The sequence below is a fragment of the Streptomyces sp. NPDC005302 genome (assembly GCF_040607345.1).
Classification (GTDB): domain Bacteria; phylum Actinomycetota; class Actinomycetes; order Streptomycetales; family Streptomycetaceae; genus Streptomyces.
This window is the reverse complement of record NZ_JBEXGN010000009.1, coordinates 195,835-211,751: the sequence shown is the minus strand read 5'-3', so window position 1 is coordinate 211,751 and position 15,917 is coordinate 195,835. Positions and strand designations below refer to the sequence as shown.

The following is a 15,917-nucleotide window of genomic DNA, read 5'->3' as shown; positions in this document are numbered from 1 at the left end:
GGCAGGGGCGCACGCCGGACGACAAAGAGCAGCGGCCTATTCTTCCACGGCCTCGGGGCTGCGCCCAAATCGGCCGTCGGGACCCGGCCGCCAGCCGAGGATCGAGAGCATCTCGCGGTCCTTCTTGTCGAAGGTGGAGGGGTCGCAGCGGCCGATGAGATCGGGCCGGTTCGCCGTCGTACGGCGCAGGGCCTCGTCGCGGCGCCAGCGGGCGATCTTCCCGTGGTGGCCACTGACGAGCACCTCCGGGATCTCGCGCCCGCGCCACTCCGGGGGCTTGGTGTACACCGGCCCCTCCAGGAGGTTGGCCATGGCGCCGGGGGCGAAGGAGTCGTCCCGGTGCGACTCGGCGTTGCCGAGCACACCCGGCAGCAGCCGGGCCACGGCCTCGGTGACGACGAGCACGGCCGCCTCCCCGCCGGCGAGCACGTAGTCGCCGATGGACACCTCGTAGACGGGCATCCGGGTCGCGTACTCGTCGATCACGCGGCGGTCGATGCCCTCGTAGCGCGCGGGCGTGAAGACCAGCCAGGGGCGCTCGGAGAGTTCGACGGCGAGTTCCTGGGTGAACGGGCGTCCGCTGGGCGTGGGGACGACGAGGACGGGCCCGTGGGCGCCGGTCTCGTAGCCGTCCGCGAGGGCGGAGTCCAGGGCGTCGCCCCAGGGCTCGGTCTTCATGACCATGCCGGGACCGCCGCCGTAGGGGGTGTCGTCGACCGTGTTGTGGCGGTCGTACGTCCAGTCCCTGAGGTCGTGCACGTGCACGTTCAGCTGGCCGCGCGCGCGGGCCTTGCCGACGAGCGAGACGTTCAGGGGTTCCAGGTACTCGGGGAAGATCGTGACGACGTCGAGCCGCATCAGGCGTCCGCCCCCGCGGCGCCCTCGTCGCCGGTGGCGTCCTCCTCGGCGTCGCGGGAGGAGACGATCTCCGCGCGGTCGTCGATCAGGCCGGGCGGCGGGTCGATGACGGCCCGCTGCTCCTCCAGGTCGATCTCGACGACGATCTCCTCGACGAACGGGATCAGCACCTCGGTGCCGTCCTCCCGCTCGACCACGAACAGGTCCTGCGAGGGCAGGTGCGAGATCTCGGTGATCCGGCCGACCGCGGCGCCGTCCGTGGTGAACACGTCCAGGTCCATCAGCTGGTGGTCGTAGTACTCCTCGGGGTCCTCCGGAGTCACGTCCGGGTCGACCTCGGCGATCAGCAGGACGTTGCGCAGCGCCTCGGCGCCGTTCCGGTCGCGTACGCCGGCGAAGCGCAGCAGGAGACGGCCGCTGTGGACGCGGCCCGTCTCGATGGTCAGCGGGCCGGCGGAGGCCGGATCGGTGAGCAGGACGGCACCGGGAGGGAGCCGCAGTTCCGGCTCGTCGGTGCGGACCTCCACGGTGACCTCGCCCTTGATGCCGTGGGCGCGGCCGACGCGAGCGACTACCAGCTGCACTGTGCTTGATCTCCTGTCGTGTACCGACGGCAATGCTTCGTACGGGGTGCGCAGACGACTTCGGGCCGGGGACGGCTCGTAAGCCCTCCCCGGCCCGAGCCGGTGCTGCGTGCTACGTCAGCGGACGTGGTCCACGTCGACGAGGTCGACACGGACACCGCGGCCGCCGATGGCACCCACGACGGTCCGCAGAGCGCGCGCGGTGCGGCCGTTGCGACCGATCACCTTGCCGAGGTCGTCGGGGTGCACCCGAACCTCGAGAACGCGCCCGCGGCGCAGGTTGCGCGAGGCGACCTGCACGTCGTCGGGGTTGTCGACGATGCCCTTCACGAGGTGCTCGAGAGCCTCCTCGAGCATGCTCAGGCCTCGGTCGACTCGGACTCGGCCGGAGCCTCGTCCTTCTTCTCAGCCTTCTTCTTCTGGGTGATGGCCTCACCCTTGCCCGTGTCGTCGCCACCGAGGGCGTCGAACAGCGGGCGCGCGGCCTTCGGCTCGGCCACGAGCAGCGGAGCCGGGGCGGGCAGGCCCTTGAACTTCTGCCAGTCGCCGGTCAGCTTCAGGATGGCCATGACGGGCTCGGTCGGCTGCGCGCCGACACCCAGCCAGTACTGCGCGCGGTCCGAGTCGACCTCGATGCGCGAGGGGTTCTGGACCGGGTGGTACAGACCGATCTCCTCGATGGCCCTGCCGTCACGGCGGGTACGGGAGTCGGCGACGACGATGCGGTAGTGAGGCGAACGGATCTTGCCCAGACGCTTCAGCTTGATCTTGACTGCCACGGAAGTGGTGTCTCCTGGTCTTGACGGGGTTGGACACGACGAGATGGCCGCGTGGGGTTGCGGTACCCGAGTGTCCGATGGACGCGTCAGCCGGAGGAGAGAGGGGTCCTGTGCGGCTGTCGAGTACAGCTGACCATTCTGCCACATCCCGCGGATCCCCCCGACCGAGGGTGAGCCGGCCCACACCTGACGGGCACCCGGCGGTCTCTCGGGTGCCCGTCAGGTGACGCCGGCCCGGGTCGGTCCGGGCGGATGTCGCCGGTCGGCGGCGGTCGTCTGCTGTTGTCGGGACGGTGTGGTCCGCGCGCACGGGTGCCTCCTGAGGTCCCCCACCGCCCTGGGACGGTGAGGGAGGCACGACTGCCGCGGACCGCGTGTGCTGGGCCGGCACCCACGAGATGCCGGTGTAGCACCCGGATCAGCCGGCTGCCGCGCCGACCACCTCCGGAATCCGGAAGGGCTTGCCGCACCCCCCGCACACGATCGGCGCCTGCGCGAGGACCGACGGGACGACGCGGACGTTGCGCCCGCAGTCGCAGACGGCCTTCACGCGGACGCCTCCCCCGGAGGAACCGTGACGGGCGGCCGGGCCGCGGAACGAGCGGGCGGTGTCGGCGGCGGTGGCGGCCGTGTGGGCCTTCAACGCGCGCTGGAGCCGCTCGATCGTCGGACGGTAACGGCGCTTGGCCTCGGGGTTGAGCGTGACCAACGAGAAGCCGCTGCTGGGATGCGGTTCTTCGGGGTGGTCGAGGCCCAACTCCTCGGCGATCGCGAGGAATCTGCGGTTGTGATACCGGCCGGCGCGCGAGGTGTCGCGGACTCCGCGCGCGGCGGCGATGCCGTGGACTGCTTCGTGAAGCAGTCGCTCGAAGGAGAGTTCGTGTCCGCAGGCGGACGACGACTCCCCGATCAGGGACTCTGGCGCGGCAAGATCGGGCAGCTCGGGGTGGTGCCGCTGAATGTCGGCCCACGCCCCTGCCAGCTCTGCGGCGAGAACAGGTGGTGTCGTGCTCACGTAATGACAACGAGCGTGGGTGCCTCTGTGTTCCTATTCCGGGGCATCCCAAATAATTTGCACGTACCCGTCAGTTGCCGCTGATGCGTCCTGACGAGGGCGGGTGCGCTGATCTGCGGAGAAGCATCACAGCTCATACCAAGGCGGTACGTAGGGTCACGTACGCCCCGGCACGTAGACGGTGTCCGCGTACCGGGGTACCTGTGGTCGGCAGATGCGCAAGAGGTGTTTCGGTCGCGCTCGCGGCCGGCTCAGTAGGCGCGGGCGACGACGGCGACGTTACCGGGTGCGTCGTCGGTGTCGGGCACCGACCCGTCCTCGGCGACCAGACACCGTACGGTCACCGCGTGCTCGGCGAGCCTGGCCTCGCCCTCTTCGCCGAGGTCGGCCCACGGAATGCGCGCCCAGCCGCCCGCGACGGCGGCCTCCACGGCCTCCTCGGTCGTCGACACGTCGGACGTGCGGGACTCGCGGCGCTCGCGCGACTGCCTCAGCAGCAGCGCCTGGTCCTCCTCGAGGACGCCGGGGAGCAGGGCCGCGAGCGCCTCGACGGCGACGGGTTCCTTGCCCCCGGGGATGCGGCGGGCCAGCATCGCGGTGCCGCTCTCCAGGTCACGGGGACCGACCTCGACGCGTACCGGGACACCCTTGAGCTCCCAGTCGACGGCGCGGCGTCCGAAGGGGGTGTCCGTGCGGTCGTCGACCTGGACCCGTACCCCCGCGGCCCTGAGCCGGTCGCCGATCTCGTGGACCTTGGCCAGAACCGCCTCGTCCCCCTTGATCGCGAGGACGACGACCTGGACGGGGGCGAGGCGCGGCGGCACCCGCAACCCGTTGTCATCGCCGTGCGACATGATCAGGCCACCGACCATGCGGGTCGAGGACCCCCAGGAGGTCTGCCAGACGAGTTCCTGCTTGCCGTCCTTGGACAGGTACCGGGTGTCGAAGGCCTTCGCGAAGTTCTGCCCCAGCTCGTGGCTGGTGCCCATCTGGAGGGCCTTGCCGTCGCCCATCATGCCTTCGAGCGTGAGGGTGTTGATCGCGCCCGCGAACCGTTCGCTGGGCGTCTTGCGGCCGAGCACGACGTCGATGCCGAGGACATCGACCATGAAGTCGGCGTACACGTCCTTGTGGATGTACGCGGCGTAGTCCCGGGCGTCCTCGTAGGTGGCGTGGGCGGTGTGGCCCTCCTGCCAGAGGAACTCGGTCGTCCGCAGGAACACCCGCGGGCGCATCTCCCAACGGACCACGTTCGCCCACTGGTTGATCAGCAGCGGCAGATCGCGGTAGCTCTGCACCCACTTGGAGAAGGAGGCGTTGATGATCGTCTCGGAGGTGGGCCGGACGACGACCGGCTCCTCCAGCTCCTTGCCGCCGCCGTGCGTGACGACCGCGAGCTCGGGCGCGAACCCCTCGACGTGCTCCGCCTCCCGGGTCAGGTACGACTGCGGGATGAACAGCGGGAAGTACGCGTTCTGGGCACCCGCTTCCTTGATGCGGGCGTCCAGCTCCTGCTGCATGCGCTCCCAGAGCCCGTACCCGTACGGCCTGATGACCATGGTGCCGCGCACCGGCCCGTTGTCGGCCAGCTCCGCCTTGTTGATCAGGTCCTGGTACCACCGCGGGAAGTCGTCCGCCCGGGGCGTGAGAACGGGTGCCTTTGCCATGCGGCGATGGTACGGGCCCACGTTGCCGGGATGTGAATTCTCGCGACGTTCACGGCCGGGGAGCAAACGGGCCCCCGCAACCCCTGGACGACACGACGAGGGCGGAGTTACCTGACATACGGGGGGAGTGCGGGCCTACTGCGCGGGGGCGAAGGAATCGGGGCCCGGCGGCAACTCTCGGCTGATTGGGGCACTTTCGATGACACCGACACTCGTGCGGCAGCACCTTCCTCACGCGGGCCCACCGCCCCGCACGGACCGTGCCGCACGCGCGCGTGACTGGGCCGAGATCCAGGAGCGGATGCTGGTGCCGCTCTACGAGGCCGTCCACGAACGACTCGAAGTGAGCGGCAGGACGCGGCTGCTCGGGCTCGGCTGCGGGGCGGGACTGGCCCTGCTGATGGCACGCACCCGCGGCGCCGCGGTCACGGGGGTCGATTCCGCGTCACCCGAACGGCTGGCCCTGGCGCGGGAACGACTGCTGCCGGGGGAGCGGACCACGCGGGCGCACACGGGGACCCGCCTGGTGGCCGGGCCTCCCGGGGAGGCGGCCGTCGAGGGAGATCCTCCGTACAGCGTGGTGACCTCCTTCGAGCCGATCGGCTGCGTGGCCGGCGACTCCGAGGGGCTCGCCTCCCAGCTCGCCGCGGCGGCGCCGCTGACCGGGCGCGGGACTCCCGTGGTGCTCGTCGGCTGGGGGCCACCGGAGCGGTGCAGCACCTCGGCCGTGCTGCGGGTGGCCCGCAAGCTCGCCGATCCGCTGCGCACCGCGCCCGGCTGGCGTGCCGCTCGGCGGGACGACCTGGAGGACGTCGCCCAGCGGGCCGGGTTACGGCCGGACGGTTCGGGCCGGGTGGCCTGCCCGTTCGGGTACGCGGACGTCGACAGCGCCGTGCGGGGACTGCTGTCCACGGGACTGTTCGACGCGGCGGTCGACGCGACCGACCAGGCCCAGGTCGACAAGGAGGTCGCGGAGGCCCTGCACCCGTATCTGCGCGGGGACGGGACGGTCTGGATGCCCAACGTGTTCCGCTACCTCATCGCCCGGACGGTCTGAACGGGCGCCGGCACGGGCCGGTCCCCGCCTCGGTCAGGCGTCCTTCGCCATGCGGGGTACGCCGGCGATCCGGTACGCCTCCGCCTCGTCCAGCGTCTCGTTCGCGAGGAGCGCCTCGGCCAGGGCGTCCAGCTGTCCCCGGTGTTCGCGGAGCTTGCCGCAGGCCTCCTCGTAGCACTCGTCGACGATGCGGCGCATCTCGTGGTCGATGGAGTCGAGGGTGCTCGGGGCGGCCGCCAGGCCGTACGCCTGCTGGGCGTCGTCGGGCAGCGCGGACATCCGGCCGACGCGTTCGCTCATGCCCCAGCGGGCGACCATGCCGCGGGCGAGTCTGGTCACCTGTTCGAGGTCGTTCTCCGAGCCGGTGGTGATGACGTCGTACACGACGTGCTCGGCGGCCATGCCGCCGAGGGCGCCGATGATCCGGCCGCGCAGGTACTCCTCGGTGTACGAGTACCGGTCCGCGTCCGGGGTCGAGAGGGTGACGCCGAGGGCGCGGCCGCGCGGCACGATGGTGATCTTGCGGACCGGGTCGGCGCCCGGGTGCAGCATGCCGAGCAGGGCGTGGCCGCTCTCGTGGTACGCGGTGCGGCGGCGTTCGTCGAGGGGCATGACGAGCGGGCGTTCGGCACCCAGCTGGACCTTTTCGAGCGCTTCGGAGAGGTCGCCCTGGGTCACCTGGTCCTGGTCGCGCTTGACGGCGAGGAGGGCCGCCTCGTTGGCGAGGTTGGCGAGATCGGCGCCGGTCATGCCCGGGGTCGTCCGGGCGACCTGCTCCAGGTCCACGTCGGGGGCCAGCGGGATCTGACGGGTGTGGATCTCCAGGATCGCCGCCCTGCCGTCGCGGTCGGGCGGCGAGACGCTGACGACCCGGTCGAAGCGGCCCGGGCGGGTGAGCGCGGGGTCCAGGATGTCCGCGCGGTTGGTGGCGGCGATCACGATGACGCCCTCCGAGCCGGAGAAGCCGTCCATCTCGGTGAGGATCTGGTTGAGGGTCTGCTCGCGCTCGTCGTGGCCGCCCATCCCGGAGCCGCCCGCGCGGGCCCGTCCGATGGTGTCGATCTCGTCGATGAAGATGATGGACGGGGCCACCTTGCGGGCCTCGGCGAACAGTTCCCGGACGCGCGAGGCGCCGACGCCGACGATCATCTCGATGAACTCGGAGGCGGACGCCGAGAAGAACGGGACGCCCGCCTCCCCCGCGACGGCCCGCGCGAGCAGGGTCTTACCCGTGCCGGGCGGACCGGCGAGAAGCACCCCACGGGGCATCTTGGCGCCCATCCGGCGGTAGGCGTCGGGGTTCTTGAGGAAGTCCACGACGTCGTTGAGTTCACCCGCGACCTCGTCGATCCCGGCCACGTCGGCGAACGTCGTGCGCTTGCCGCCGGGAACCAGTTCGACCGGCTTCGGGGGTGCCTTGCGGCCGAGCATGCCGCCCGCGCCGCCCATGCCGGAGCTGAGCCGCCGGGCGATGAAGATCCACAGGACGACGAGCAGCAGCATCGGGGCGAGCGAGATCAGCACGTTGGAGAGCAGGCTGCGCTGCTGGACCACCGGCGAGGCGGTCACCGTGACGTCGTGCTGCTCCAGGTTCTCCCAGAGCTTGTCGTCCGCGAAGACCGGGCGCTGGGTCTTGAACTTGGTGTACGTCCCGTCGCCGTCGGGCTTGTCCCGGGACTTCTTGAGCTGCCCCTGGATCGCGTCGCCCTTGGAGTAGATCTTGGTGACGTTGCCCTCGCCCACCTGCTTGCTGAACTCGGTGTACGAGATCGTCGGCTCGTCGCCCTCGTTGAAGAACGACAGGACCAGGTTGGCGATCAGGAACACGACGAGAGCGGCCAGCGCCAGGCTCCACCAGCCGCCGGGCATCTTCCGCCTGCCGGAGGGCGGCGGTGTCGGCTCGGGCGGCGTGCCCTCGGTACGCCACGGCTTCTCAGGTGCCTTGCGCGGCGGAACGGGGTTGCTCATATCCGGACGTTACGACACAAGACGAACGGCGGCACCCGCGCTCGTACGGCCGGAACACCGCTGCGCGGAGCCTCGGAGTACGCCGCTGGGGGCGCCCCTGCGGAGAGGGACGCCCCCAGGGGGTGTCGTACGAGCGGGTCCGCGTGGGACGGACGTCAGCCCATGAACTTCTTGAACTCGTCCGGCAGCTCGAAGTCCTCCTGGGCGCTCTGCTGCGGGAGGCCGAGGGCGTTGCCGCCCTGGGCGCCGGCCTCACGGCGGGCCGCCTCCTCTTCCTCCTGCTGCTTGCGCTTCATCGGGTTGCCGGAGCGCTGCTTGCCCTTGGCCTGCTTCTGCTTCTTCTTGGTACGGCCGGGGCCGCCACCCATGCCCGGCATCCCCGGCATGCCCGGCATACCGCCGCCCTGGGCCATGCGGGACATCATCTTGCGGGCCTCGAAGAACCGCTCGACCAGCCCCTTGACCGCGCTGACCTCGACACCGGAGCCCTTGGCGATACGGGCGCGGCGCGAGCCGTTGATGATCGTCGGCTCGTGGCGCTCGGCCGGGGTCATCGACTTGATGATGGCGGCCGTGCGGTCGACGTCGCGCTCGTCGAGGTTGTTGATCTGGTCCTTGATCTGGCCCATGCCGGGAAGCATGCCGAGCAGCTTGCTGATGCTGCCCATCTTCCGGACCTGCTCCATCTGGGACAAGAAGTCGTCCAGGGTGAAGTCCTGGCCCTTCTTGGACGCCAGCTTGGAGGCCATCTGCTCGGCCTCTTCTTGGCTGAACGTCTTCTCCGCCTGCTCGATCAGGGTGAGGAGGTCACCCATGTCGAGGATGCGGGAGGCCATCCGGTCCGGGTGGAAGGCGTCGAAGTCGTCGAGCTTCTCGCCGTTCGACGCGAACATGATCGGCTTGCCGGTGACCGAGGCGATCGACAGGGCGGCGCCACCGCGGGCGTCACCGTCGAGCTTGGAGAGCACCACGCCGTCGAAGCCGACGCCGTCACGGAAGGACTCGGCGGTGTTGACCGCGTCCTGGCCGATCATCGCGTCGACGACGAACAGGATCTCGTCGGGGCTGACGGCGTCGCGGATGTCCGCGGCCTGCCGCATCAGCTCCTGGTCGATACCGAGGCGGCCGGCGGTGTCCACGATCACGATGTCGTGGACCTTGGTCTTCGCGAACTCCATGGAGTCCTTGGCGACCTTGACCGGGTCGCCCACGCCGTTGCCCGGCTCGGGAGCGTAGACGGCGACGCCCGCGCGCTCGGCGACCACGCTGAGCTGGTTCACCGCGTTCGGGCGCTGGAGGTCGGCGGCGACGAGGAGCGGGGAGTGACCCTGGTCCTTGAGCCACTTGCCGAGCTTTCCGGCGAGGGTGGTCTTACCGGCACCCTGGAGACCCGCCAGCATGATCACGGTGGGCGGGTTCTTGGCGAACCGCAGACGGCGCGTCTCGCCGCCCAGGATCGTGACGAGCTCGTCGTTCACGATCTTCAGGACCTGCTGGGCCGGGTTCAGCGCCTTGGAGACCTCGGCACCGAGCGCGCGTTCCTTGACGTTCTTGATGAAGGTCCGCACGACCGGGAGGGCCACGTCGGCTTCGAGGAGCGCGATACGGATCTCGCGTGCGGTGGCGTCGATGTCCGCTTCGGACAGTCGGCCCTTGCCCCGCAGGTTCTTGAACGTCGCTGAGAGGCGATCGGAGAGAGTATCGAACACGGCGCTCGTCGGTCCTCAGGGGTCGGGGGCGAAGGGATTCGCCCTCCAGGGTATCTGGCCGCGTGCGGTGGGGTCTCCACCGCGTTCATACGAGAGACCTATGGCACCTCGTAGCCGTACGTACGGGACGGTCGGCGCCCGGGGGAACGCCGCACGGCCCGGGCGGCCGGACCCGCTCCCCCGCTCACTCCCGCAGCGCCTCCTCCAGGGCGCGCGCCACCGACACCGCCTCCTCCGCGGGCAGGGGCGCGCCCTGGGTACCGGTGACGTAGAAGGCGTCCACGGCGTTCGCTCCGAGGGTGGAGACGTGCATGCTCCGCACCCGGACGTGCGCCTTCTCCAGGGCCCGCCCGATGCGGTGCAGGAGTCCGGGGGCGTCGTGGGCGCGGACCTCGATGACGGTCGCGTGCCGTGAGGCGGCCGGGGCGACCGTCACGCGCGCCGGCGGGGCGACGGTCCCGCGGCGGCGCGGGTAGGCGGCGTCGCGCTCGGCGAGCCGCCCGGCGATGTCGAGGGAGCCGTCCAGCGCGCGCACGAGGTCGGCGCGCAGCCGGGCGGCCTGCGGGAGGGAGCCGTACTCGGCCGCGACGCGCCAGTTGAGCAGCAGGACCGAGCCCGCGACCTCGTCGGGCAGGTCCAGGGCACGCAGCTCGGCGGTGCGGACGGTCAGACGGTGCATGGCGAGGACGCCGGCCACCGCGGGGAGCACCCCGGGCTGGTCGGGGACGGCGATGAGCAGCTCGACCCCGAGCGGCTCGGGGTCGTCCGGCACGGCCTCGGTCCCGGGGTCGACCGGCTCGGTCTGGGCGCGCAGGGCGAGGACGGGTCCGCCGGTGCGGAAGGCCTCCATCGCGAGCCGTTCCTGTTCGGCCGTGGGCGCCACGGCGTCGGGCTCCTCGGGGGCGTCTCCTGCGAGGACGGCCGCGACCCGTTTGACCAGGTCGGCGACGAGGGAGCCGCGCCAGGTGGACCAGGCGGCGGGGCCGGTGGCGAGGGCGTCCGACTCGGTGAGCGCGTGGAGCAGTTCGAGGGTGCCCTGCGATCCGACGGCGTCGGCGACCGAGCGGACGGTGGCGGGGTCCTCCAGGTCACGGCGGGTCGCGGTGTCGATGAGCAGCAGGTGGTGGCGTACCAGGGTGGCGAGCACGGCGACGTCCGCGCGGTCGAAGCCGATGCGGGTGGCCACGTCACGGGCGATGATCTCGCCGGCCACGGAGTGGTCCCCGGGCCAGCCCTTGCCGATGTCGTGCAGCAGGGAGGCGACGAGGAGCAGGTCGGGGCGGCCGACGCGGCGGGTCAGTTCGGAGGCGCGGACGGCGGTCTCGATGAGGTGGCGGTCGACGGTCCAGATGTGGACGGCGTTGCGCTGGGGCCGGCAGCGGACCCGCTCCCAGTCGGGCAGCAGCCGGGTGATCAGGCCCTCGGCCTCCAGCGCCTCCCAGACCTCGACGGTCGGGCGGCCCGAGCCGAGCAGGGTGACGAGCTGCTCGCGCGCCTCGGCGGGCCAGGGCGAGGGCAGCGGGCGCGCCGCTGCCGCCATGCGCCGTACGGCGTGCAGGGACAGCGGGAGACCGGCCTGGGCGGCAGCGGCGGCGGCGCGCAGCGGGAGGACCGGGTCGCGCTCGGGACGGGCGGCCCGTGCGAGCACGACCTCGCCGTCCATCTCGACCACGCCCTCGGCGAGCGGCGAGCGTTCGGCGGCGGGCTTGGAGCCGCCGCCCAGCATGGCGCGCAGCCGGGGTCGCACGGCACGCGACCGCAGCACGCGCCCCACCTCGCGCCAGGTGACGTCACTCGCGTACGAGACGACGCGGGCGGCTTCGTACACCTGGCGGAGCAGGGTGTCGGCGTCGAGCAGGCCGAGTTCGGCGGCGACCTGGTCCTGCTCCTGGAGGGCAAGGCGGTCGGTGGCGCGGCCGGTGGCGAGGTGCAGGGCGTCCCGGACGTCGAGGAGGCGGCGGCGGGCGTCGGAGAGTCCCTCGCGGGGCGCGTCGGCGAGCCAGGAGGCGGCGACGGCGCGCAGGGCGGTGGCGTCGCGCAGTCCGCCGCGCGCCTCCTTGAGGTCCGGTTCGAGGAGGTACTGCAGCTCGCCCTGGCGTTCGGCGCGCTCGGCGCACAGTTCCTGGAGCTCGGGCAGCCGCTTGGGTGCCTGGTTGCGCCAGTCGGCGAGGATCGCCGTGCGCAGTCCGGCGGTGAGGCCGAGATCACCGGCGAGGTGGCGGGCGTCGAGGAGGCCGAGCTGGACCTTGAGGTCCTCGGCGGCGGTCCTGCGGGCCTCGGCCGGCGTGCGGACGGAGTGGTCGAGGGCGAGGCCGAGGTCCCAGACGGGGTACCAGATGCGGTCGGCGAGGGCGGCGATCCCGCCGGAGTCCCCGCCGTCGTGCAGGAGCAGCAGATCGAGGTCGCTGCGCGGGGAGAGTTCACCGCGGCCGTAGCCGCCGACGGCGACGAGGGAGACCCCGCGCATGCCCTCGGCCCCGGCGGTGAACAGGCCGGTCAGCCAGTCGTCGGTGAGTTCGGCGAGGGCCGCACGGCGCGGCGGCCCGGACCGCGCCCCCTCCTGGAGGAGACGCAGCCGGGCCGCCGCGTAGCCGCTGGGTCCCGAGTCCTCTGCTTCCGTACGTGTGTCGGTACTCGTCACCCAGCGACTCCTGTCTTTCTTCTTCCTTCGTGCAGGCCGGTCGGAGTACGACCGGTCAGAGCGCGTCGGGGCCGCGCTCCCCGGTCCGGACCCGGACCGCCGACTCGACCGGGACGGACCAGACCTTGCCGTCACCGATCTTGCCGGTACGGGCCGCCTTCACCACGACGTCGATGAGCTGTTCGGCGTCGTCGTCCTCGGCCAGCACCTCGATACGGATCTTGGGAACGAGGTCCACGGTGTACTCGGCACCGCGGTAGACCTCGGTGTGTCCCCGCTGCCGACCGTAGCCGCTCGCTTCGGTGACCGTCAGTCCGTGAACCCCGAAGGCCTGCAGGGCCTCTTTGATCTCGTCGAGCCGGTGAGGCTTCACGACGGCGGTGATGAGCTTCATGCGTCCACCTTCTTGGTGTCCGTGTCGGACGGGGCGGGCGCGGCGGTCCGGGCAACGGAGCCGCCGCCGGCGCCGCTGAAGTCGTATGCGGTCTCGGCGTGCTCGGCCTGGTCGATGCCGGTGATCTCCTCGTCCTCGGTGACCCGCATGCCGATGGTCTTGTCGATGAGGAAGGCGAGGATGGCGGAGACGACGAGGGAGTAGCCGAGGACGGCGAAGACGCCGGCGCACTGCTTCCAGAACTGGGTGAGCCCGCCGCCGTAGAAGAGACCCTCGACCGTGGACTGGCCGTGACCGCTGGCGAAGAAGCCGATGAGCAGGGAGCCGATGACACCGCCGACGAGGTGGACGCCGACGACGTCGAGCGAGTCGTCGTAGCCGAACCGGTACTTCAGGCCCACGGCCATGGCGCACAGGACACCGGCGATGGCGCCGACCGCGATCGCGCCGAGCGGGGAGACCGCACCACCGGACGGGGTGATGGCGACCAGACCGGCGACCGCGCCGGAGGCGGCGCCCAGCGTGGTGAACGCGCCGTGCCGGATCTTCTCGTAGATGAGCCAGGCCAGCATGGCGGCGGCGGTGGCGACCTGCGTGTTGACGAACATCAGCGCGCCGACGCCGTCGTCGTTGCCGAGCCAGGAGCCGGCGTTGAATCCGAACCAGCCGAACCACAGCAGGCCGGAACCGAGCATCACCAGCGGGAGGCTGTGCGGACGCATCGGGTCCTTCTTGAACCCGACGCGCTTGCCGATGACGAGGATCACGCCGAGTGCCGCGGCACCCGCGTTGATGTGGACCGCCGTACCACCGGCGAAGTCGATCACACCGAGGTCGAAGGCCCAGCCGCCGGTGCCCCAGACCCAGTGGGCGACCGGGAAGTACACGACCGTCGCCCACAGGGCGATGAACAGCGACCACGCGGTGAACTTCACGCGGTCGGCGAGCGCGCCGCTTATCAGCGCGGGCGTGATGATCGCGAACATCAGCTGGAAGACCATGAAGACGAAGACCGGGATGGTGTAGCCCGGCCACAGCTCCGTCAGGCCGATGTTGCTGAGGCCGACCCAGTCGGAGGTCCAGCCGATGAACGACCCCTTGTCCGTGCCGAAGGCGAGGGAGAAGCCGTACAGCACCCACAGGATGGTGACGATCCCCATGCTGATGAAGCTCATCATCAGCATGTTGAGGGTGCTCTTGACGCGGACCATGCCTCCGTAGAAGAAGGCGAGGCCGGGCGTCATGATCAGCACCAGAGCGGAACAGATGAGCATGAACCCTGTGTTGGCTGCAGAGAGCTTTGGCGCCTCTGCGGCAAGGGTGATGGCTGGTGCCATCGGCGTCTCCTCGTCGTTGGTACGGCCCCGTGCGGGCGAAGCCTGAGTGGGCGTGAGGGGTGGGCCGGTTATGCGCCATGAGATTGGCGCAGCGCCGTTTCCGTCGACGGCCCTCGATGTTTCGCACCAGTGACGAAGGCACTCCGCGTGTTACGCGTTCATGAACTGCCGGATTGTGTTCGCGTCGATCGTTATCGTGACGCAATCTTCGGCGGCGGCGGTCGCGACCCGCTGTGGACGCGTCCACGGGGCTCCAGGCGGGGTTCGCGGGGAGGTCCACCGGGTGGGCCGGGCAGAGCGCGGGACCGGCCACGGCGGGCCGTCCGATGACCTGGCACGGGGGAGCCGAGTCGGGCGTTTCGGGACGGCCGGCCATGGCCGGGGCACGGGGTGGGGCCGCCTCGGCGGCCCGGGGTCAGACCGCCTCTGCGGTCTCGGGCAGGTCGACGGCCAGCTGGGCGGTGAGGTCGACGACCTCGGCCAGCTCCCCGAAGTCGCGGACCGCGGTGTCGACCGTCTTTCGGATACGAGTGTTGACGCGCTCGGAGCGGACCTTCTTGCCGATCCTGAGGGCTTCCAGGGCCAGCTCCGCACTCCGCTCGGGTTCCCGCTGCAGCAGGTGCACGGTGGCCATGCCGATGAGGTTGAGTGCGTACGAACGCTGGTGCTCGGGGTCCTTGCCGAAGCGGTCGACCGCCTCCTGCATCAGCGGCTCGGCCATGGACGCGTAGGTGGGGCTGCGGCCCGCCACGTAGGCGAGGTCACGATAGGAGTGCGAGTTCTCGCCGTACAGCTCGGCCTGGGAGAAGAAGCGGATCCAGTCGGGGTCCGGGTCGTCCCACTCGTGCACGTCGGAGAAGGTGTCCTCGGCCATCCGCACGGCACGCTTGCACTTGCCGGGCTGGCCCATGTTGGCGTACGCGCGGGCCTCCATCGCATACAGCATCGACTGGGTGCGCGGGCTCGCGCAGTCGCGGCTGCCGTACTGCGCGAGGTGGATCAGCTCCAACGCGTCGTCGGGCCGCCCGAGATGGATCATCTGGCGGCTCATGCTGGAGAGGATGTACGAGCCCAGCGGCTTGTCGCCCGCCTCCTTCGAGGCGTGCAGGGCGAGCACGAAGTACTTCTGGGCGGTGGGCTGGAGACCCACGTCGTAGCTCATCCAGCCGGCCAGCTCGGCGAGTTCGGCGGCGACCTTGAACAGGCGCTTGGTGGTGGCGGCGGGCTGCGGCTCCTGGAGCAGGTCCGTCACCTCGTGGAGCTGGCCGACGACGGCCTTGCGGCGCAGGCCGCCACCGCACTGGGCGTCCCACTGGCGGAACATCACCGTGGTGGACTCCAGGAGGTCCAGCTCCGGCTTGGAGAGCCGGCCGCCGCGGCGGGCCGAGGCCGGCGGCTCGGGCTCCTCCTGCTGGGCCAGCGAGGTGGGCACGAGCCAGCGCTGCATGGGCTCGATCAGGGCCGGGCCGGCGGCGAGCGCGAGCGAGCTGCCGAGGAAGCCCCGGCGCGCCAACATCAGGTCGCTGCGCGAGTATTCGCTGATCTGCGCGACGGTCTGGGGGCCCGTCCAGGGCAGGTCGACACCCGACACGGAGGGCGCCTGGTGGGCCGCGCGCAGACCGAGGTCCTCGACGGCGACGACACAGCCGAACCGCTCGGAGAACAGCTCGGACAGGATCCGCGGGATCGGCTCACGCGGGTTCTCCCCGTCCAGCCAGCGGCGCACCCGGGAGGTGTCCGTGGAGATGTGGTTGGCCCCCAACTGGCGCGCCCGGCGGTTCACTTGACGCGCCAGCTCACCCTTGGACCAGCCACTGCGCACGAACCACGAGCCGAGCAGCTCGTTGGGGCGCTTCTCAGCGTTCGTCCCGCCTCCGCCGTTGCCGCCCACTGGAACGCCCCCATCCC

At 71.1% G+C, this 15,917-nt stretch carries 13 protein-coding genes; 1 reads left to right on the top strand and 12 read right to left on the bottom strand.

Annotated features, from left to right (window positions below; all coding sequences use genetic code 11):
* Nucleotides 1-36: 36 nt before the first annotated feature.
* The 6 genes from trmD to proS form a co-directional block, all read right to left on the bottom strand.
* Complete coding sequence (gene trmD, locus ABZT74_RS16375; RefSeq protein WP_356435511.1) at nt 37-858, bottom strand: tRNA (guanosine(37)-N1)-methyltransferase TrmD; 822 nt, start codon at nt 856-858, stop codon at nt 37-39.
* The gene (gene rimM / locus ABZT74_RS16370; protein ID WP_356169740.1) at nt 858-1,442 is read right to left on the bottom strand and encodes a ribosome maturation factor RimM; all 585 of its coding nucleotides are present in this window, start codon (nt 1,440-1,442) and stop codon (nt 858-860) included. Before rimM ends, trmD begins: the two co-directional genes overlap by 1 nt.
* Nucleotides 1,443-1,559: 117 nt before the next feature.
* Complete coding sequence (locus ABZT74_RS16365) at nt 1,560-1,799, bottom strand: RNA-binding protein (RefSeq protein ID WP_003973401.1); 240 nt, start codon at nt 1,797-1,799, stop codon at nt 1,560-1,562.
* A 2-nt stretch (nt 1,800-1,801) separates the two neighbouring features.
* Complete coding sequence (gene rpsP / locus ABZT74_RS16360; protein ID WP_355867908.1) at nt 1,802-2,221, bottom strand: 30S ribosomal protein S16; 420 nt, start codon at nt 2,219-2,221, stop codon at nt 1,802-1,804.
* 418 nt (nt 2,222-2,639) lie between these two features.
* Entirely contained in the window at nt 2,640-3,236 is a 597-nt protein-coding gene (locus ABZT74_RS16355; protein WP_355867905.1) for a hypothetical protein, read from the bottom strand.
* Nucleotides 3,237-3,487: 251 nt separating this feature from the next.
* Nucleotides 3,488-4,903 carry a proline--tRNA ligase gene (gene proS / locus ABZT74_RS16350; RefSeq protein ID WP_356169737.1) on the bottom strand — a complete coding sequence of 472 codons (1,416 nt, stop codon included), beginning with the start codon at nt 4,901-4,903 and terminating at the stop codon, nt 3,488-3,490.
* A 199-nt stretch (nt 4,904-5,102) separates the two neighbouring features.
* Between proS and ABZT74_RS16345 the strand changes: the two genes are divergently transcribed.
* Entirely contained in the window at nt 5,103-5,960 is an 858-nt protein-coding gene (locus tag ABZT74_RS16345; protein WP_355867899.1) for an SAM-dependent methyltransferase, read from the top strand.
* A 33-nt stretch (nt 5,961-5,993) separates the two neighbouring features.
* On the opposite strand, the gene ftsH is transcribed toward ABZT74_RS16345, so the two are convergent.
* The 6 genes from ftsH to ABZT74_RS16315 all read right to left on the bottom strand — a co-directional run bounded on the left by ftsH (nt 5,994) and on the right by ABZT74_RS16315 (nt 15,900).
* Nucleotides 5,994-7,928 (bottom strand): ATP-dependent zinc metalloprotease FtsH, encoded by a 1,935-nt coding sequence (ftsH, locus tag ABZT74_RS16340; RefSeq protein ID WP_355867895.1) that lies wholly within the window; start codon nt 7,926-7,928, stop codon nt 5,994-5,996.
* 155 nt (nt 7,929-8,083) lie between these two features.
* Nucleotides 8,084-9,637, bottom strand: a complete 1,554-nt coding sequence (ffh, locus tag ABZT74_RS16335) for a signal recognition particle protein (RefSeq protein ID WP_355867892.1) — start codon at nt 9,635-9,637, stop codon at nt 8,084-8,086.
* Between the two features lie 184 nt (nt 9,638-9,821).
* A complete protein-coding gene (locus ABZT74_RS16330; protein WP_356435508.1) occupies nt 9,822-12,278 on the bottom strand; it encodes a [protein-PII] uridylyltransferase in 2,457 nt (818 codons plus the stop codon).
* A 55-nt stretch (nt 12,279-12,333) separates the two neighbouring features.
* Complete coding sequence (locus ABZT74_RS16325; protein ID WP_081219652.1) at nt 12,334-12,672, bottom strand: P-II family nitrogen regulator; 339 nt, start codon at nt 12,670-12,672, stop codon at nt 12,334-12,336.
* Complete coding sequence (locus ABZT74_RS16320) at nt 12,669-14,009, bottom strand: ammonium transporter (RefSeq protein ID WP_355867885.1); 1,341 nt, start codon at nt 14,007-14,009, stop codon at nt 12,669-12,671. Before ABZT74_RS16320 ends, ABZT74_RS16325 begins: the two co-directional genes overlap by 4 nt.
* 415 nt (nt 14,010-14,424) lie before the next feature.
* Nucleotides 14,425-15,900 carry a hypothetical protein gene (locus ABZT74_RS16315; protein WP_355867882.1) on the bottom strand — a complete coding sequence of 492 codons (1,476 nt, stop codon included), beginning with the start codon at nt 15,898-15,900 and terminating at the stop codon, nt 14,425-14,427.
* Between the last annotated feature and the right edge of the window lie 17 nt (nt 15,901-15,917).